We start from the raw sequence: 18,506 nt of genomic DNA, 5'->3' as shown, positions 1-18,506 counted from the left end.
GGGTGCGACCTCGCGGTGCGGCAAGACGTCCGGACATGCCGACTGTCCACCCGAGAGCGATTCACCGGATGGTTTGGGGCGCAAATGCCTGTTTTTCAGGCCGCGACGGCGTAATCCAGCGAGCGCCAGGTGCCCAGGGCCCAGTCCTGCTCGTCTGGATCATCGAAGCTGACCACGCACAGGGCGCGGCGGTTGCCGGAGCGGCACAGGGCCGTCAGCCGGCAGTCGCCGGGCTCGACGTGGAGCGACGCGCGGCCACTGACGCGGGCCCCATGGTGCTCCAACTCCAGGGCACGCCGCTCCGGACTGGTGGGCGCCAGCTGCTCCTCCGCTGAATCCTCCAGGGGCAGCACGCGCACGGTGCGGCGGTGGTCCCGGGCCACCCAGCTCCCGTCACCCAGGCGCGTTTCGGCCAGGGCGCCGGGGATGCGGATCTCCCACCCCTCGGGGAGCGCCACCTGCACGAAGCCCCTCCGGTAGCCGATGGAGGGCCCGGTGCCCGGTGACTCCAGGGCGTGGCGGTGGACCTCCTCCGCCAGCGTTCCTCCCACGCCCAGATAGCCGAGCACCTCCTGCCACTCGCGCCACGGGTAGGGGAGCGTGGGGTCCTCGCGCCACGCCTGCTCCAGGAGCCGGGCCACGTCGCGCAGGCGCTGGCGCTCCTCGTCCAGGAGGGGCGCGCGCCAGACGACGTCCGTCCACAGGCGGCACAGGGCGCGGTTGAAGCGCACGCGCGCGTCCATGCCGGGCGTCCACCAGGGGAACACGTCCGTGCCCTGGCGGGGGTCGTCCATCACCGCGCGCAGCCACTTCTCATCGCGAGGGCCCATGGGGGTGAGCAGCGCGCCCGGGTGCTGGAAGGTGTGGCCGAAGCGCATGGACAGCGCGAAGCCGGAGTTGCCCATGCTGCGCATGAGCACCACCTGCCCCACCGACTGCTGCAACCACGTCAGCATGTGCCCCTCCACCGGGCCGGCATCGCCCGTGTGGAAGTAGCCCGTGGCGTCGCCCACGCCCAGGTCCTCGTCGGGCGGCGCCCAGCTGACGCCGTGCGCGTCGCCCAGGGACTTGAGCAGGTCGCACAGGTACAGGTGGTAGCCGGGGCCCACGGCGCTGGTCTCCGCGGACACGACGATGCGCTCCTGCGTGGCGGCCAGCAGCGACACCTCGCCCGCGGCCGGATGCAGGCGCAGGCGCAGCACGGGGGCCGCCTGGGGCCCTTCTTCGATGCGCGAGGCCTCCAACATCTCCCCCACGGTCCGCTGGACCCAGCCCTCCACCCGCTCGAGCCAGGCCTGCGGCGCCTCTGGGGGGGCGGACAGCGGGTCGCTTGCTCCTCGTCGGCCTGCCAGCAACAGCTTCATGCGTCGTGCGCCTTCGGTTCGGGTGGTGGGCGTGAAACCGTGTCGGGACCGGTGCCAGGACCTCCTTGGATAAGCCTCTCGCGCCTCCCTGTCATCCTGGGATGCTCACGGCCGGAGGGCAGTGTCCGCCCTGGACGCACCTGTTGGAGCGGCCGGAGGGCATCCAGGGGGGAGGGGCCCCGGTGTCCGCTGGCATCCAGGGGGAGGGAGCGCGCGGGCCCTGCGCATGGAAGGCCTGCGGAAACCCCGGACGCGTCCCACCCTTGGAGTGACTGAAAGGAGGCGTTCGTCATGAGCAAGAAGGACGTGCTGCACATTCCCCTGGAAGGGTTGCCTCCGGTGCCGGAGCGCCAGGCGGGAACGGAGGACGAGGAGCGTGAACACCGCGTGCCTCCCACCGTGGATCCCGACAGCGGGCCGGGCGAATCGCATGATCCGTTGATCATCAACCCGGTCATCAGCCCCCGGTCGCCATACCCGGGCGTCAGCGTGACGTAGGCTTCTTTCGCCCTGCTGCATCCAGGACCCCGCTGACGCCTCGAGCGTCGGCGGGGTTTGTCGTTGGCTCCGAACAACGCACGAAGCGCCCGCGACCTTCGAGGAGGTCACGGGCGCTCGTGGTGTCACCGCGTCGCCGCCGTGGGTTTCACGGCGGTCCGGTGGAGACCTAGCGCGTGGTGCCGCTGTTGGGCGACAGGTTGCCCGTCGAGTCCGGCACCGGCGTGTTCATGTTGCCCTTGGGCGTGTTCGGGTCGAGCGTGGAGTCGCTGGGGAGGCTGCCGTCCTCGGGCATGGTGCTGTCATCCGTGGACTTGCCGGAGCCGCCGGTGCCCGGCTCGGTCATCTCGCCGTCGTGCACGCCCGGCTCGCTCTCGCTGGTGCCCCCGCCGCCGGTGCCCGGCTTGAGGTTGTCGTCGCTGGCGGGCGGCAGGGTGGAGTCATCCGTCATGCCGGAGCCGCCCGTGTCCATGTCCGAAGGCGGCAGCTGCGAGTCGGGCGTCGTGCTGCCCGTGTCGTAGCCGCTGCCGCCGCTGCTGGGAGGCGGCGTGGTGGTGGTGCCGGTGTCCGTGGTGTCCGTCCCGGTGCCCGTGCCCGTGGTGGAGTCGGAGGCGGGCGTGGGCTCCGTGCCACGCGTCGCGGAGTGATCCGACTTACAGCCCGCGCCGAGCGCCAGCGCGCCCACCAGCACCGCCGCCACCGTCAGCTGCTTCTTCAGGAAGCTCTTCATGTGATTCCCCCGGATGGAGTCAGACTGCTTGTTTGAAAGGTCCCGACTGCCTGCTGGACCGAAAGTGAGCAGGCCCGGAGGTGTGTGCAGGGGGAGCTTCTCCGCCTGCCTGCTGGGGGAACGGCACTGGCAGGCAGGTTTGCGCGGTTGCATCCGCGCGACTGTCCATCGCACGGCGCGGCCGGAGGACCGCCGTCCGATGCGCCGGGGCACTTCCATGGGAATGGGAAGGCCCTAGCGCCCCACACCTCCATCAAGCACGGAGCCGCCGCCTGGCGCCGTCACGGAGTTGCTGGACGTGTTGGTGTCCGGCGAGAGCGTGGTGCCCGCCCCCGGGGCGGTGATGCCCGTGCTGGGCGGCAGCACCGCGCCACTTCCGCTGACGGTATTGCCCGCACCCGGCGCGGCTGTGCTGCCGGTGTTGGGCGAGAGCACCGCGCCCGAACCGCTGACGGTGCTGCCCGTGCCAGGGGCTGGCAGGCTGCCCGTGTTGGGGGGCAGCACGGCGCCGGAGCCAGTGACGCTGCCCGGTGCGGCGCCAGTGACGCTGCCCGGCGCGGTGCCAGTGACGCTGTCCGGTGCGGTGCCGGTGACGCTGTCAGGTGCGGCGCCGGTGATGGACGACGGCGCGGTGTAAGGCTGCGGCAGCACCGCGCCACTGCCACTGCCGCCCGTGTCGGTCCCCGGGTCGCCGTAGGTCCTGGCGGAGACGGGGTCCGTGACGCTCCCGGCCGGAGCGGCCGGCATGGTTCCCGCCGGAGCCCCCGGATTCGGTTGCCCGCTGGTGATGGCGCCCGCGGAGTTGGGGTCCACCTGCGCGAGCAGGACGGGGGACTCGGTGGTGTCGCGGGCGCAGCCGAGCGCCAGCGTTCCGGCCGCGAGGCCCATCCAGATCCATTGCTGAGACATCGTCCCGCTCCTTTCGCGTGCGCGGCCGGGCGGACGACGCCTCGGCCATCAACTGGCGGGCGTGGGCCGGTGAGGACCCTGCCCATCATCCACGAGGTGCTCACCCCGGGGGCGCGACGGAACCGCCCGGCGGCGCCGCTTGCGTTCGGAGAGCACCAGCAGCAGGGCCGGGAAGGTCACCAGCATGACGAGCAGGTTCATGCCGAAGCCCAGGTTCGCCAGGGCGCCAATGGAGTTCAGGCCCGGGTGGTCCGCGAGGAACAGCGCGCCAAAGCCCACCGCGCTCGTGAGCAGGCCGCCACAGATGGCCTTGCCCGTCTCCGAGTACACCCGCACGAAGTCGCTCTCCGGTGACGCCAGCCGGGTGATGAGGTGCACGCCCGCATCCACCGTCGTCCCGATGAGCACCGGGATGACGAGGATGTTGAGGTAGTTGAACTCCAGCTTCATGAGCGGCATCAACCCCAGCAGCGCGAACACCGACACCACGGTGGGCATCAAGCACAAGAGCGCGGTGCGCAGTCCGCCCAATGTGAGCCACATCGCGAGCAGCACCGCGAGCGTCGACCCCAGCAGGATGAACGGCGCTTCGTGTGACACCAGGTCCAGGATGTCCGCGAGCACCAGCGATTCGCCGGCCACCACCGCGGGCCGTCCATCCGGCAGTGCCACCCCGCGCACCTCCTTCGCCAGCTTGCGCATGGCCTGTCCGTCGGACTGGTCCACGGACGGATACACCACCACGAAGCCCGTGCCCTTCTCCCCGCGTCCCTCGAACTGCTGGCGCACGCCCGCCGGCAGGTCCGCCACGGAGAACGGCGCGGCTCGCACCTGCCGGCGCAGCTCCGCCAGCTCTTCGCGCTGCGGGGCGGTGAGCTGTCCCTCGGGCACGCCCTCCAACAGCTTCCCGATGTCCCTCATGATGACCTGCTTCCGGGCCTGCTCCCCGGGCACTAGGCTTTCGAGCGACGCGACGAAGTCCACCTTGGAGTCCGCGCCCAGTTGCTGCTTGCGCGCCTGGAGCTCCTTGACGACCACCGCCTCTTCCTCGCGGGAGTCGGTCAGCACCACCAGGGGCATCTGCGTATAGCCGATGAGCTGGTTGACGGCGCGGTCCAGGACGAACGAAGGCAGGTTGTCATCCTCCAGCGACGACACCTTGTAGTCGAACCGCACGCGCGGCATCTGCGTGAGCAGCCCCACGACGATGAGCGCGGACACCGCCGTGAGCACCCAGCGGCGCCGCGTGATGATGCGGCCCAGCGGCGCCTCCTTCGTCTCGGTGGAGGTCCTTCGCGGACTCCAGCCGTGACGCGCCACGAGCCCCAGCACCGCCGGCAGCACCAGCACGTAGGCCAGGATGATCACCAGCATGCCCACGCCCGCGATGACGCCGAACTCGCGGAACGCCCGGAGGCCGGAGGTGCCCAGCACGAAGAACGTGAGCGCCGCCACCAGCGCGGACACCAGCGCCGCGCCGCCCGTGTGCGTGAAGGACTCGCGCGTGGCCTGCTCGGAAGCCATCCCCTCTCCGCGCAGGCTCAGGTACCGGCCCAGCAGGTGGATGCCGTGCTCCACGCCCAGGCCGCCCAGGATGGCGCCCAGGAACGCGGTCAGGATGTTCACCTGGCCATACGCCACGCCCACCAGGCCATACGTCCACGCGAGGCCCGCCCCCACCGGCGCCAGCACCATCCCCACCGCGAGCATGCTGCGGAAGTGCAGGAACAGGTACAGCAGCACCAGCACCCCGGCCACCGAGGAGGCCACCGCCACGTCGCGGGTGATCTGCGACTGGAGATCCAACTTCTTCTGGAACGTGCCGGTGATCTCCGTGTGGAAGCCGGGCCCGTACTTCGACAGGTCCTGCTGCTTCACCACGCCCTGCACCTCGTCGACGATCTTCCGCGAGAACGTCAGGTCCGAGGACGACGTCTCGGGCTTGGCCAGCACCACCACGCGGCGCTCGGCGGGGTCCAGGTAGAATTCGCTCGGGTTGTTGGACAGGCGCGTCACCGCGTTGCCGCCGTACTTCTTCTCCAGGTCGGAGAAGTCCAGCGAGGGGGCCGGGTCATCCTCCAGCGACACGAAGAGCGGGTTGGCGTGCAGCCGCTCCCAGGTGAGGCGCGCCTCGATGCGGCGCTCCACCTCCTTCAAATCTTCTGGCGACAAAAAGTAGAGCGCATGGTCGCGGAAGAAGAGGCTGGGGCGGGTGATTTCCACGTACCGGATGCCCGGCAGGGCTTCCAGCTTCGGCGCCAGGTCCTTCGCGAACCGCTGGAGCTGTTCGGGGTCCGCGTCGTCGCCGACCACCACCACCCACCCCAGGGCCCCGTAGCGCTCCTCCTGGGTCTTGATGGCCTGCACGCTCTTGAAGGAGTCGGGCAGCAGGTCCGCCAGGTTCGCGTTGAGGGTCAGGTTCCGGGCGCACAGCAGGCCCACGCCGGAGAGGAGCAGGGCGCAGAGCAGGGCGACGACGGGGCGGCGGTGGTTGTGCGCGGCGAGCGCACCCAACGAGCGCTCCACCCGGTGCATCCACGAGCGTTCGGCGAACGAATCAGGGTCCGAGGCCATCACCGTGGGCGCCCGTGCCTGGAGTCCCGGCACCGGCCGGCCCGAGGTTCACGCGGCGGCATCCCCTCCATGGGGCGCCTGCTTCCTGGCAGGGACCCGTGTCGCAGCAAAAGCTGGCCATGCCACGGACCGCTGGCACGTCGGCGCGAGGGCCGGGCTCGCCCGGCCGCCCGAAACCCGGCGCGGGGCGGGGCAGGTGACGCCCTGACGTGCGCGCCCGACGTACACGGGAGAGGTTGATCCACTGGCGGGCCGCCCGCCGGGGCTGCATACCTGCGTGTTTGTTTCAGCGGCGCTTCTTCCCGGCGGAAGCATGCGGCCGGGAAGGCCCCCGGGACTGCGCCTGGACGCACGCGGGTCCGGGGCATATACGCGTGAGCGGCCCGGTTTGGCCGGGCTCACGATGAGGAAGTCACATCCATGAGCGAGATGCGTTGGTCCGAACGGTTCGAGGCGGCGATGGGCTCCCTGGCGGCCCGTGGCCACCGACGACCCTGGGTGGCGCTGTTCGTGACGCTGGTGCTGACGGGCCTGGGCACCTTCTTCGCGCGCGACCTGTCGCTCAACGCGGACCTGTCGAACCTGCTGCCCCGTTCGTTCCAGTCCGTGCAGGACCTGGAGAAGCTGCGCACCCGCTTTGGCGGCATGGGCAACGTGGTGGTGGCCGGCATTGGCGCGGAGCCGGAGCAGCTCAAGCAGTTCGTGGATGACATGGCGCCGAAGCTGGGAGGCCTGTCGGAGATCCGCTTCGTCAACTACCAGCGGCCCAGCCAGTTCTTCGACCAGCACGCGCTGTACTACGTGGACCTGCCGGACCTGAGAATCATCCAGGAGCGCATCGACGCGCGCTTCGCGTGGGAGAAGGAGCAGGCCAACCCGCTCTTCGTGCGGCTGGAGGAGGCGCCGCCCCCGTCGCTGGACTTCACCGACATCGAGCAGAAGTACACGGGTGGCGCCAACCAGCGCCTGTCGGGCCAGGGGGAGCTGTACTACCTGGATCCGCAGGAGCGCATGGTGGTGATGCTGCTCAAGGCGAAGGGCAGCTCCGCGGACCTGGGCTACTCCAAGAAGGTCATCGCGCAGGTGCAGGACTACCTGTCGCAGCAGGACCTGTCGAAGTACGGGCCCGGCTTCCGCACGGAGCTCACCGGCACGTTCAAGAAGAAGATCGACCAGCAGGGCGTCATCACCGGTGACCTGGCGCGCGCGTCGTCGCTGGCCATCGTGTTGCTGCTGGCCTACCTGGCGTTCCACTTCCGCAGCGCGCTGTCGGTGGGCCTCACCATGGCGCCGGTGGCCGCGGGCCTGATGTGGACCTACGGCTTCGTGGGCGTGGCGTACGGGCAGGTCAATCTGCTGACGGGCTTCCTCGCCGCGGTGCTGGGAGGCCTGGGCGTGGAGCACGGAATCCACCTGCTGGGGCGCTGGAGCACGTTGCGCTCGGAGGGCATGACGTCGGAGGAGGCGGTGCGGGAGGCGTTCAGCCACACGGGCTTCTCCGCGCTCATCTCCGCGTTGGTGGCGGCGCTCACGTTCCTGAGCCTGTCGCTGTCGGAGTTCCGAGCGTTCCACGAGTTCGGCGTCATCGCGGCGGTGGGCATGCTGGTGAGCGTGGGCTCGTACCTGCTCATCCTCCCGGCGATGCTGGGGTTGGTGTCGAAGTGGGGCTGGACGCCGCGCCTGCACCAGGCGCAGTCGGGGCCCATGGCGGTGCTGGCGCGCTTCCTGCCGCGTCGCTACCGCGCGGTGTCGGTGGTGCTGGGCGTGGCGCTGGTGGCGCTCATCAGCCAGGCGTACGGGGTGACGTTCAACTACGACTCCACGAAGCTGGATGACGTGTCGTTGCCGAGCGTGCGGTTGGATCGCCGCATCGACCACATCCTCGGGTATTCGGCGACGCCGGTGGTGGTGTTGACGGACAAGGAGGGCCAGGAGCGCGAGGTGGTGACCCAGCTCCAGGCGCGCAAGGAGCAGTACGGCAAGGACTCCACCATCGACTTCGTGGGCGCGCTGGAGGACCTGGTGCCCACGCAGCAGGAGGAGAAGCACGCGCTGCTCCAGTCCATCCACAAGAAGCTTTCGCGCATCGACCCGGAGAAGGTGGCCAAGGACACGCGCGACAACCTGGTGCGCGCGGTGCGCATGACGCAGGCGGAGCCCTTCACGCGCGAGCAACTGCCCGTGAGCCTGCGACGCCAGTTCGAGCCCGCGGCCGGCCAGAAGGGCGGCGTGGTGCTGGTCTACGCGAACGTGAGCTTGTCGGACGGCGTGGGCACGCGGCGCTTCACCAAGGAGGTGCGCAACCTCCAGTTGTCGGACGGCAGCCAGGTGTCCGCGGCGGGCGAGGCGCTCATCCTGGCGGACATCCTGGACATGGTGGCGAAGGAGAGCCCGCGCATCCTGGTGGCCGCGGTGCTCAGCGTGTTCTTCGCGATGTGGATGACGCTGGGCAGCCTGCGCAACGCGGTCATCTGCATGCTGCCCACGCTGCTGACCATCGCGGCGCTGGTGGGCCTGATGTCCATCCTGGGGTTGCAGTTCAACTACCTGAACATCGTGGTCATCCCGGTGCTCATCGGGACGACGGTGGACGCGGGCGTGCATCTGATTGAACGGTTGGGTGAGCCGGGCGCGGACTTCGTCACGGTGTACGCGGAGACGGGGCGCGCCATCACGGGCGGTCTGCTCACGAGCGCGATTGGCTTCCTGGCGCTGGTGTTCGCCAAGCACCCGGGCCTGAACTCCATTGGCGACCTGGCCAACCTGGGCTTCGCGGTGAACATGGTCGTCGTGCTGGTGGGCTTCCCGGCGCTGCTGCTGCTGGTGGACCGCTGGCGCAACAAGCACGGCGCCACGCCGACCGCGCCGACGGGTGCCGAAACCCCGCATCCCGCGCCGGAGAGCTGAAGCGCGGTGAAGGTGTGAGAAGGCCCTGGCGTCCGCGCCGGGGCCTTTTTCATTGTGGGTCAGCCGTGGGCGCGTGGTGGTGGAGGCTCCGGCAGAAAACGCTCGGAACAGGGTGCTGCCCAGTAGGGTGCGCGCCCCCATGAAAACCACCCCGAAGCTGTACTCCCTGCTGTCCCTGTTTGCCCTCCTCACCGCGTGCGCCGAGGGCGCGATGACGACCACCGCGGGCGGCCTCCGGAAGTGGGTGGGGCCCGAGGTCCGGGTCCCTGGCGGCGGAAACTTCCGCACGGTCATCCACTACGGTCCCTGGCAGTGCAGCCCCCACATCATGAACTACTGCCGCGACAAGTGCGCAGGGGAGGGGTACGTCCTCCAAGGCTGCATCTGGCTCGCTGACGTGAAGATGGACTTCACGGGGGACATCGTGCGGGCCGGAAGCCGGTTCGGCATGACGAACTGCTGCTGCAACTACCCGACGTTGAGCAAGGCCCAGAACGACGTAGCGCGCGGGAAGTGGAAGAACATCCGCGATGGGTTCCGGGAGCGGTGGGCGGAGAAGTTCGGGGAGTGGCCCCGCGAGGCCGACGGGTCTCCGTACCAGGGGCACCACCTCCGCGACCTCAAGCACGGAGGCAACCCTACCGACTGGGACAACATCATCCCGTACCCCAAGGAACTCCACGAGACGCTGGGGGGACTCTACAACCAGTGCTACGCGAATGAGCCCCCGTGGACGGGCACCGGGGGAAGCTACCCTTACGGAGAGTAGCGACATGACGACGATGACCGAATTGCTGGAAGAGGTGTCGCGGTGCCACTTCCCCAATCCGCCTGCGACGCCCGCTCACATCGAGGAGTTCGAGGCTTGGACAGGATGGCGCCTGGACCCGGACATGCGCGCGTTCTACCTGCACTGCGACGGCGCGAATTTGTTTGACCGCATCGACCCGGACTTCCACTTCCTTCCACTGTCGATGATTCGCCGCGCACGGGTGGTCATGCGCCAGGACGACAGCGACAAGTCCGGACCCGCGTCGTGGTACGTCGCGTGCGCACTCCAGGACAGCAACTACATCCTCGTGGACGTGGCCCCTCCGCACTGCGGTCGGTACCCCATCATCGATGGCTATCGGGAGGGGTTCCCGGACCCCTACTACTGCACCCAGATTGCCGCCTCGTTCTCTGAGTTCCTTTCCGGAGCACTCCGCTCCGAGCGGCGCTGGTTCTGGCTCAAGACCGAGGAGTGATGGGCCTCAACGCGCCTTCACGACGAGGGTGCGCGCCATCCCGTCGCGCGGGCGTGGAGCCACACGGGCGTGGGTACGGTGTTTGCTATGTCATGGGTCCATGTCCATGACACGTCGCCTTGCGGTCCTCCTGTCCCTCTGCTGCCCGAACGCGATGGCGGAGGAGCCGAAGAAGCCCGTCTCACCTCCGAAACCCAAGGCCGCCGTGTCCTGCGCAAGCGCGCCCCTGTTCCAACGCTATGCGCGGCTGGGGATGGTAGAGGCGCTCCCGGATGGCCAGGTGCGCCTGTCGGTGGTGTTGGATGCGCACGCCGCCGACTGCGGCGCAGGGGACTGCTACCGCACGACCGTGAAGGCCCTGTTCCGCTTCTCAGGGGATGGCGGATGCCGTGTGCAGGACGTCGACGTGTGGTCTCAAGAGGAGAACCACTGCAACCTGAAGGACCAGCCCCAGGAGCCACCCACAGAGCCTCATCAGGCAGTCTTCTTCCCGAAGGGGGCCGCGAACCTGTCGGATCCGAAGCTGACGAAGCTCACCCTGCGCACGCGCAAGGCGGACCGCGCGTTCGTCATCCTTCCGGAAAACCTCTTCTACTTCGACGTCGTGAAGGCGGGCGCTCCGCTCCACACGACGCTGCCCAGCGGAGAGGAAGGGGAGCCCGAGTGCTGCTGGGGCGCGTCCATCGCGAGCTCGCACTTCCTCCCGCTTTACGAAGAGGACGCGAAGTAGCCCGCGCTTCTCAAGCGGCCTTCTCCGGCACGCCCGTCCACGCGGCCACGAAGTCCGCGAGTCCCCGCAACTGCCGGTCGTTGAGCGTCGCCTGCCACCGCGCGTGGCGCACCGCCCGGTACGCCTCCGGCGCATCCCAGCCGCGCGCCACCATCACCGCCAGGCCCATCAGCGGCCCCCGGCCCACGCCGTGCTCACAGTGCGCGTACAGCACGCCGCCGGAGTCCAGCCGGGGCAGCGCCCACCGCACGCCCTGCGACAACTGCTCCACCGACGGCGGGAAGCGGTCCGTCACCGGCAGGTGCAGCAGCTCGATGCCCAGCGCCGCCAGCGCCTCGCGGTCGTCACAGCGCTCCGCGCGCAGGTCGATGACCGCCGTGATGCCCCGGGCCTTCAGCTCGCCGTAGCGCGCGCGGGACACGCCGCCGCCCACGTGCAGCCACTCGTTCACACGGGACACGTTGAGGGCGCGCTTGCCGGGCAGCTTGGTGGTCCACTCCACCCCGCGCGCCACCACCCTCAACACCTGCTTGCGCACGAACCCGCGGACGCCGGGGACGTGATGCACCGACCGAAGCAACGACTCGCTCACGGACCCTTCGCCTCCGGCTACTCGCCTTCCAGTGTGACTTCCATCAGGCCTTCGACCGGCGCCTTGCCCACGCGCTCCAGCACCGCGCGGTGCAGGTACGTCACCGGCGAGCCCACCATCGGCTTCACCAGCCCGCTCAGCACGCCCAGCGACTCCACCGGCGCGCTGCGCTGCAACAGGGCCTTGCTGCGCACCGTCAGGGCCGGCCGGCCCTCGCGGTCGGTGAACTCCGCCCGCCACGCGCTGCGCTCCTTCTCCCCCGTCCTCGCCAGCGTGAACGCCTCCAGCAACTGGACCTGTCCCTTGTCCTCCCAGACGTACACGGGGGCGTAGTCGCCCTCATGGCCCTCGCGCCCCAGCACCACCGCGTGCTGCGGACCCTTGAGCGCGCGGAAGCGCACCCACCGCTTCGCCAGCTTCGCCGGCGCGATGGTGCTGCGCGAGTGGTCCACATACCCGCCGCCCGCCAGCGACACCTCCGCCGCCTTGGGCACCTGGAGCGTCACCTTCACGGGGCTCGAACCCACCAGCACCTCGTGGCGGTAGCGGTCCTTGCCCAGCTCGATGGTGGAGCCCTCCGGCGACCACGGCTCCGGCTTCTTCGCGTACTCCAGCGCCACCTTGCCGCCGTCCAGCGCTGCCTCCACGGACAGGCCGGTTTCCGTCACCCGCGCGCTGCACGTGCCCACCTTGAGGGTGTCGGTGGCCGCGTCGTAGCTCCATTCCTTCCCGCCCACCCGCGTCTGCGGGGACCACACGGGCTTGCCCGGGCGCAGCACCGTGGCGCGGCAGATGCCCGTGCGCGACCCCGGGCCGATGTTCGTCACCGACAGGTTCACCGTCACATAGGTGCCGTCGTCCGCGTCCGCGACGAAGGTGAAGCTCTCGCCGTACCGGTCGCTGGAGTTGAACGCCACCTCCAGCGCACCCGCCGCCGCCACCCCCGGCAGCAGCGTCAGCAGGGCGCCCAGTCGCAGGGCCCTCCCGACGCGCGAGCGCGACTCACGCCGCATGGGGCCGCTGCTCCAGCAGCGGGTCCGACGACGTGTCGTTGAACACGTAGTCACGCTGCAGGGGCAGGTTCCAGGCGAAGTAGATGACGCCGCGCACCAGCCACCAGCCCAGCGTGTATGCCAACTGCGGGTGCAGCGTGAGCAGCGCCACGCCGCCCGCGTTGAGCAGCGCGCTCGAACCGCTCACCAGCGTGTAGCGCGCCAGCTGCGGCGCCACCGCGCCGTGGCTGCGGAAGGTGATGACCCGGTTGATGGAGTAGTTCACCACGCCGCCCAGCACGCAGCCCACCACCGTCGCCAGCACCGGCGACAGCCCGGCCCACTCCACCATGCCCAGCACCGCGGCGAAGTCCACCGCCGTGGCGATGGCGCCCGCCGCCGCGTTGAAGCCGAACAGCGCCACGCCGGAGCGCGGCTGCACGGGACGCTTCGGGGCCAACGCCTTCACCAGCGTGCGGAAGCGCGACACCGCCGTGACGTTGCTCAGGACGGCGACGAACACCAGGCCCACCACTGCCAGCCAGTGCATGGGGTGCTTCTCCGTCGGCCAGAACAGCGCCTCCAGGATGGGCGACAGCGCCGTGCCCACGCCCAGGAACAACACCCGCTCCAGCCGCTGCATCGCGCCGTCACGCACGCTCACGCCCAGGCCTTCTCCCTTGGCGCGCACGTACGGCACCAGCGACGAACCCAGCAGGGCGCCCAGCGCGGGCAAGAGCACCCAGGTGTCCCGGTAGTACCAGGCCAGACCCATCAACATCGCGGAGTCCACGTAGCGATCCAACACGGAGTCCAGCGCCGCGCCCGCGGGGTTGGCTTCCTTGCGGGTGCGCGCCACCCGGCCGTCCATCACGTCCAGCACGCCCGCCATGAGGAAGAGCCAGCCGCCCAGAGCGAAGCGGCCCGCCGCCACCGCCACGCCGGAGGACACGCCCAGCAGGCCCGACAGCATGGACAGCGCGTTGGCCGGCAGCCCCGAGCGCAGCAGCAGCCGCCAGAGCGGCTGGATGACCCAGAAGAAGTAGTGGCGCAGGAAGAAGCCCACCAGCATCGACTTGCCGCGCGTCAGCGTCTCCGCGTCCCGGGGGATGCCCTTGATGGCGCACCGGATACAGAACAGCAGCAGTCCGCCGAGGAAATACGCGACCGCGAACAGCGCGGGCGCCAGCGCGGTCCAGATGCGCGCCGAGGGGGACAGGTCTCCACTCAGCAAGGCCAGGACGTTGTCATGCACGGGTGTTTCCTCCAGACGGCAGGGACACGGACGCCGCTTCCGGCGTACCCCTGTCCCGACGAGCGAAGACAGCCCTCACGAACACGAACGCCACGACCGCGGCGACGCCGCCCGCCAGCACGTCGAGGATGTAGTGGTGCGTGAGGTAGACGGCGGAAAAGGCGACGAGCAGCGCGAACAAGATGGTGCCCACACGCCACGCGACGCCCTTGTACCAGAGGACCAGGACCATCATCAGCGGGTAGGCCGCGTGCAGCGACGGCATGGCCCCGAACACGTTCGGGTTTCGCGCGTAGAAGTTGGCGAAGTAGCTGATGCCGAAGAAGGCATCGAAGCGCGCCGTGCCCGCGGGGCTGGGCAGGGCCGCCAGGTTCGCCGGGCCGGGCCCGTACTTGAGCACGTACCAGGGCGGGGCCGCCGGGTAGAGCACGTAGATGACGACGCCAATGGCGTTCACCACGAAGAACGCCCAGCACAGCGATTGGAAGAGTCGGTCCTTCTTGAAGAAGAAGAAGAGGAGCGCCGCGATGAAGACCTCGTAGAGGTAGGCCGCGTAGGCGAAGCCGCACAAGAGGTCCAACGGGGTGTTGGGGTTGTTCCACCACCACTCGGGCCAGATCATCCCGCCCGGGGCCGGAAACAGCGCCTTCTCCAGGTTCCACAGGTCACCGGTGTGGATGGTGCCGCGCAGGCCCAGCCACAGCCCCTGGCTGTCCAGGATCATGCCGGTGAGCCACAGCGGGAACGCGCCCCGGAGGAACCGCCGCGGGCCGGCGCCGGCCCAGGCCAGCACCACCAGCAGCAGATCCGCCGCGACGTGTTCCCACCGGACGCGACCGGTGATGACCACCAGTGCGAAGTGGCCCGCCGCCATCAAGGTGACGAGCCACTTGAACACGGAGTCGTTCTTATCGGGCGAGCGGGAGGTCATCCCCGTAGTAGTCAAGCCCGAGGTGGGTGATGGGCTCTTCGCCCGCGACGACGCGCAACGTGTTCTTCAGCTTCGTCAGCTGGATGAACAGGTCGTGCTCCACCGGCAGACCCGGGTGGGCCATGGGGCTCTTGAAGTAGAAGGACATCCACTCCTGGATGCCCCGCCACTCCATCCGCTTGGCCAGGTCCAGGAACAGCGCGATGTCCAGGACCAGCGGCGCCGCCAGGATGGAGTCGCGGCAGAGGAAGTTGATCTTGATCTGCATCGGGTAGCCCAGCCACCCGACGATGTCGATGTTGTCCCAACCCTCCTTCGCGTCGCCGCGGGGCGGGTAGTAGTGGATCGACACCTTGTGCGAGTACTTGTTGTACAGCTCCGGGTACAGGTCCGGCTGCAGGATGGTGTCGAGCACGCTCGACTTCGTCACTTCCTTCGCCTTGAAGGCCTGCGGATCATCCAGCACCTCGCCGTCGCGGTTGCCCAGGATGTTGGTGGAGAACCACCCCTCCAGGCCCAGCATGCGCGCCTTGAGCGCCGGCGCGATGACGGTCTTCATCATCGTCTGGCCGCTCTTGAGGTCACGGCCCGCGATGGGCGCGCCCTCCAGCTTCGCCAGCTCCTGCAGCGCGGGCGTGTCCACGCTCGCGTTGGGGGTGGCGTTGGCGAACGGAACGCCTTCCTTGATGGCCGCGTAGGTGTACAGCGCCGTGGGGTTCACGTCGGTGCTGTTGGAGTCCAGCGCCTTCTCGAAGTTGGCCAGCGACTGGAACGCCTCCGGCATGGGGCGGAAGGTCTCCACGCTGCTGCACACCACCATCACGGCGCGCTTGGCGTTGAGCTCCTTCTTGAAGTCCCGGATGTCCTGGCGGATGGCCTCGATGCTCTCGCGGTGCGTCTTCGTGGCCTTGATGTGGTTGGCCGCGATACGGCGCACGAACTCCGGATCATGCACGCCCGGCTTCGGCTTGATGCCCTGGAGGAAGGGCTTCACCTGCTCCATGTGCTTGTCGCTGAGCACACCGGAGCGCTGCGCCACCTGATAGGCGTCCTCGCTGATGATGTCCCAGGCGCCGAAGACCACGTCATCCAGCGTGGCGAGCGGCACCAGGTCCTTCAGCTTGACCGTCCGGCCGTCGGTGCGCTTGCCCAGACGGGCCGTGCCCATCTGCGTGAGCGAGCCAATGGGGGCGCCCTTGCCCTGCCGCGCAAGCTCCACACCCGCCATCAGGGTGGTGGACACCGCGCCGAGGCCCGGGATGAGCACCGCCAGCTTGCCCTCCGGCTTCGCGACCTTGTTCTTGTTCTCCATCGTCCTGATTCCTTCAAAAGGCGGGAAATCGCTCCGCCCCAATGAGCGTCTCCGAGGTCAGTCCCTCCAGCCGGCGCCGGCACACCGCCGGACGGAAGGTGGAAAATCTCGAAAGCGGATGGTTGATACTCTAAACCGTTCGTCACTTCAACGTGATGTGACGGCTGATCGGGCTCGTATCACGGCGGCGGCCGGGTGCATGACCCGGGCCGGCCTGCCTCCACAAGCCAGGACGAACGGCCCTGTCAGAGAAACAGCGATTGGGGGGCAAAGGTCTCGCCCACCTCGGCACGTTCCCTCTGTACGGGAGTGTCGGGTGGGCGGATGTGCCAAGGGTCTGGAACTGTCCTGACTTCACTCACTCCCTGACACAGATGTCGGGATTTTGAGAAGTCGGGAGAAGTGGGCCGGCGCTAGTTGCGGCGGCCGGGGGCGTTGCGGTCCAGCTTCTGGTTGTCGCCCGGGTGGTATTTTTCACCGGTGAGGACGGCCTTCACGAAGCCGACGAGCTGGACCATGCGGCTGTTGGGGGTGTCCCAGTATTCGGCCTTCTCCACGGTGACGCGCAGCAGGGCCATGTTCGGATCCTCCAGCCCCTGGGGGAACCAGGCCTTGAGGGCAGGGGTCCAGAGCTCCTTCGCCTTGGCCTTGTCGCGGACCAACTGGCAGCGTCCGCTGACGGACACGTAGCGGTCCTTGCCGGGGTCGGCGTACGCGAGGCTGACGTGGTGGTCCTTCTCCACCTCATCGACCTTGTGGGTGTGGTCGTTGGTGAAGAACCACAGCTCGCCGTCGAAGTCCTTGTCGTAGGTCCACATCGGGCGGCTGCGAAGGCTGCCGTCGCTGTCCACGGTCGTCATCATCGCGACCTTGATGCCGTGGATGAGCTTGCCCAGATGCGCCACCACGTCCTGCGGATCCTTCTGTGTCGTTGTCATGCTCGCCTCCCTGGGGGCTCAAGGTAGGCAGGGGGTACCCGGTGGACACCGACGGCGCGGCTGGTCGGCGCCAGGGCAGGCGGGCGTGTGATAGGGGGCGTGGCGACGTCACCTTCCCTTCAGGGCCGGTGTGACGGCCAGGAGCGACACGGATGCTGAAGACCGCGTGGAACGAGTGGAGCCTGAAGGCGCTGCAGTTGGAGACGGCGCTCCTGGCGTTGGAGGAGATTGAGTTGCCGGACGCGATGCACGCGCTCCAGGACGCGGCCCAGCAGAAGACGCTGGAGCTGGCGCGGGCGTGGCAGAAGACGCAGCCGGCGAAGGAGCCCCGCACGTGGAAGCGCGAGGAGACGGCCGGTGGCACGCCTCGCGACGAGGAGCTGGCGGATCTGGTGAAGGGCTTCCGCGAGGATGGCAAGACGTGGACGCTTCTGCGGATGACCAGCGACAAGAAGGAAGTGGTGGAGACGCTGGTGTCCGAAGGGCGCGCCTGCATGGCGGCGGGCGGTGAGTACTACCTGGGCCAGTGGGACGCGGAGGAGCAGGTGCTGGAGGTGGGGCGCGACGACGAGGGCGGCGAGCCCGGCACCGGGCTGGTGCTGGAGCCGGGCGGGGAGCTGCACTACACGCCCTCGCCCGACCTGACGGCGTAGGGCGCTTTACCGTCAGGTGTCGAAGAGCTTCACCATCTTCGCGCGCGTCTTCTCATCCGGAAGCCGTCCCAGGCCCGCCTTCACGTTGTCCTCCAGGTGGGCGGGGTCGGAGGTGGCGGGGATGGGGCAGTTCACGGCGGGGTGGCCCAGGATGAACTTGAGGAAGAACTGGGCCCAACTGGTGCAGTCGAAGTCCGCGGCCCAGGCGGGCAGGGGGCGGCCCTTCATCTTGCGGAAGAGGTTGCCCTTGTCGAAGGGCTCCATGACGAGCACGGCGACCCCGTGCTCCTTCGCGGCGGGCAACAGGCGCGCCTCCGCGTCGCGCATCGCGAGCGAATAGGGCAACTGCACGAAGTCCAGGGCGCTGCTCTTGATGTGGCGCTCCAGGTCGTCGAAGGCGCTGCGCGCGTAGTGGGTGACGCCGAGGTAGCGGATCTTCTTCGCGGCCTTCAGCTCCCGCAGCACGGGCAGGTGGATGTCCACGTCGAGCAGGTTGTGCACCTGCATCAGGTCCACGCGGCCGTGGCCCATGCGCTGGAGGGAGGTCTGGATTTGAGCGGCGCCCTCGGCCTTACCGCGCGTCCAGACCTTGGTGGCCAGAAAGGGCGTCTTCTCCTGGCCTGACTGCTTCAACAGGTCGCCCACCACGGCCTCGGAGCGCCCGTACATGGGCGACGAATCGATGAGGCGCGCACCGGAGGCGAAGAACTTCTGGAGGACCTGCGCCAGCGGGGCGCGTTCGGCCGGGGTGCCGCCCACGTCGAAGGTCTGCCAGGTGCCGAGGCCGATGACGGGCAGGGCCTCGCCCGAGCTGGGGATGGGACGGGTGAGCATGCGGGGACCCTGGGCGGTGGCGGGAGTCTGGGCGAGGGCT

Annotated in this window: 17 protein-coding genes; 6 read left to right on the top strand and 11 right to left on the bottom strand. The window is 69.0% G+C overall.

Going from position 1 to position 18,506, the window contains the following annotated elements; translation table 11 throughout:
- Positions 1-95 precede the first annotated feature (95 nt).
- Positions 96-1,364 carry a hypothetical protein gene (locus tag OV208_RS35350; protein ID WP_267578335.1) on the bottom strand — a complete coding sequence of 423 codons (1,269 nt, stop codon included), beginning with the start codon at positions 1,362-1,364 and terminating at the stop codon, positions 96-98.
- Between the two features lie 291 nt (positions 1,365-1,655).
- Here OV208_RS35350 and OV208_RS35345 point away from each other — a divergent pair, with 291 nt between their 5' ends.
- Complete coding sequence (locus tag OV208_RS35345) at positions 1,656-1,862, top strand: hypothetical protein (RefSeq protein WP_120584045.1); 207 nt, start codon at positions 1,656-1,658, stop codon at positions 1,860-1,862.
- 169 nt (positions 1,863-2,031) lie between these two features.
- On the opposite strand, the gene OV208_RS35340 is transcribed toward OV208_RS35345, so the two are convergent.
- The 3 genes from OV208_RS35340 to OV208_RS35330 all read right to left on the bottom strand — a co-directional run bounded on the left by OV208_RS35340 (position 2,032) and on the right by OV208_RS35330 (position 6,075).
- The gene (locus OV208_RS35340; protein ID WP_267578334.1) at positions 2,032-2,592 is read right to left on the bottom strand and encodes a hypothetical protein; all 561 of its coding nucleotides are present in this window, start codon (positions 2,590-2,592) and stop codon (positions 2,032-2,034) included.
- A gap of 234 nt (positions 2,593-2,826) precedes the next feature.
- Positions 2,827-3,501 (bottom strand): hypothetical protein, encoded by a 675-nt coding sequence (locus OV208_RS35335; protein ID WP_267578333.1) that lies wholly within the window; start codon positions 3,499-3,501, stop codon positions 2,827-2,829.
- 48 nt (positions 3,502-3,549) lie between these two features.
- Positions 3,550-6,075 (bottom strand): efflux RND transporter permease subunit, encoded by a 2,526-nt coding sequence (locus tag OV208_RS35330; RefSeq protein ID WP_267578332.1) that lies wholly within the window; start codon positions 6,073-6,075, stop codon positions 3,550-3,552.
- 420 nt (positions 6,076-6,495) lie between these two features.
- Between OV208_RS35330 and OV208_RS35325 the strand changes: the two genes are divergently transcribed.
- From OV208_RS35325 to OV208_RS35310, 4 genes are all read left to right on the top strand, one after another.
- Positions 6,496-8,982, top strand: a complete 2,487-nt coding sequence (locus OV208_RS35325) for an efflux RND transporter permease subunit (RefSeq protein ID WP_267578331.1) — start codon at positions 6,496-6,498, stop codon at positions 8,980-8,982.
- A gap of 139 nt (positions 8,983-9,121) precedes the next feature.
- Complete coding sequence (locus OV208_RS35320; protein ID WP_267578330.1) at positions 9,122-9,751, top strand: hypothetical protein; 630 nt, start codon at positions 9,122-9,124, stop codon at positions 9,749-9,751.
- 13 nt (positions 9,752-9,764) lie between these two features.
- Positions 9,765-10,229 (top strand): SMI1/KNR4 family protein, encoded by a 465-nt coding sequence (locus tag OV208_RS35315; protein ID WP_267578530.1) that lies wholly within the window; start codon positions 9,765-9,767, stop codon positions 10,227-10,229.
- Positions 10,230-10,335: 106 nt separating this feature from the next.
- Positions 10,336-10,959: a hypothetical protein gene (locus OV208_RS35310; protein ID WP_267578329.1), complete on the top strand. Its 624-nt coding sequence runs from the start codon at positions 10,336-10,338 to the stop codon at positions 10,957-10,959.
- 10 nt (positions 10,960-10,969) lie between these two features.
- Here OV208_RS35310 and OV208_RS35305 read toward each other — a convergent pair whose 3' ends face one another.
- From OV208_RS35305 to OV208_RS35280, 6 genes are all read right to left on the bottom strand, one after another.
- Positions 10,970-11,551 (bottom strand): protein-tyrosine phosphatase family protein, encoded by a 582-nt coding sequence (locus OV208_RS35305; RefSeq protein ID WP_267578328.1) that lies wholly within the window; start codon positions 11,549-11,551, stop codon positions 10,970-10,972.
- 17 nt (positions 11,552-11,568) lie between these two features.
- A complete protein-coding gene (locus tag OV208_RS35300) occupies positions 11,569-12,564 on the bottom strand; it encodes a hypothetical protein (RefSeq protein ID WP_267578327.1) in 996 nt (331 codons plus the stop codon).
- Complete coding sequence (locus OV208_RS35295) at positions 12,554-13,798, bottom strand: GtrA family protein (RefSeq protein ID WP_267578326.1); 1,245 nt, start codon at positions 13,796-13,798, stop codon at positions 12,554-12,556. The genes OV208_RS35300 and OV208_RS35295 overlap by 11 nt, the downstream gene beginning before the upstream one ends.
- Positions 13,791-14,729, bottom strand: coding sequence for a phosphatase PAP2 family protein (locus tag OV208_RS35290; protein ID WP_267578325.1), 939 nt, complete (start codon positions 14,727-14,729; stop codon positions 13,791-13,793). Before OV208_RS35290 ends, OV208_RS35295 begins: the two co-directional genes overlap by 8 nt.
- The gene (locus OV208_RS35285; protein WP_267578324.1) at positions 14,707-16,041 is read right to left on the bottom strand and encodes an inositol-3-phosphate synthase; all 1,335 of its coding nucleotides are present in this window, start codon (positions 16,039-16,041) and stop codon (positions 14,707-14,709) included. The genes OV208_RS35290 and OV208_RS35285 overlap by 23 nt, the downstream gene beginning before the upstream one ends.
- A 413-nt stretch (positions 16,042-16,454) precedes the next feature.
- Positions 16,455-16,979: a pyridoxamine 5'-phosphate oxidase family protein gene (locus OV208_RS35280; RefSeq protein WP_267578323.1), complete on the bottom strand. Its 525-nt coding sequence runs from the start codon at positions 16,977-16,979 to the stop codon at positions 16,455-16,457.
- Between the two features lie 152 nt (positions 16,980-17,131).
- Here OV208_RS35280 and OV208_RS35275 point away from each other — a divergent pair, with 152 nt between their 5' ends.
- Entirely contained in the window at positions 17,132-17,632 is a 501-nt protein-coding gene (locus OV208_RS35275; protein ID WP_267578322.1) for a hypothetical protein, read from the top strand.
- Between the two features lie 12 nt (positions 17,633-17,644).
- Here OV208_RS35275 and OV208_RS35270 read toward each other — a convergent pair whose 3' ends face one another.
- Positions 17,645-18,466, bottom strand: a complete 822-nt coding sequence (locus tag OV208_RS35270; RefSeq protein WP_267578321.1) for an aldo/keto reductase — start codon at positions 18,464-18,466, stop codon at positions 17,645-17,647.
- Between the last annotated feature and the right edge of the window lie 40 nt (positions 18,467-18,506).

This window comes from Corallococcus sp. bb12-1 (assembly GCF_026626765.1).
Taxonomy (GTDB): domain Bacteria; phylum Myxococcota; class Myxococcia; order Myxococcales; family Myxococcaceae; genus Corallococcus; species Corallococcus terminator.
Note: the sequence above shows the minus strand (reverse complement) of the source record. Positions and strands in the feature narration are given on the sequence as shown.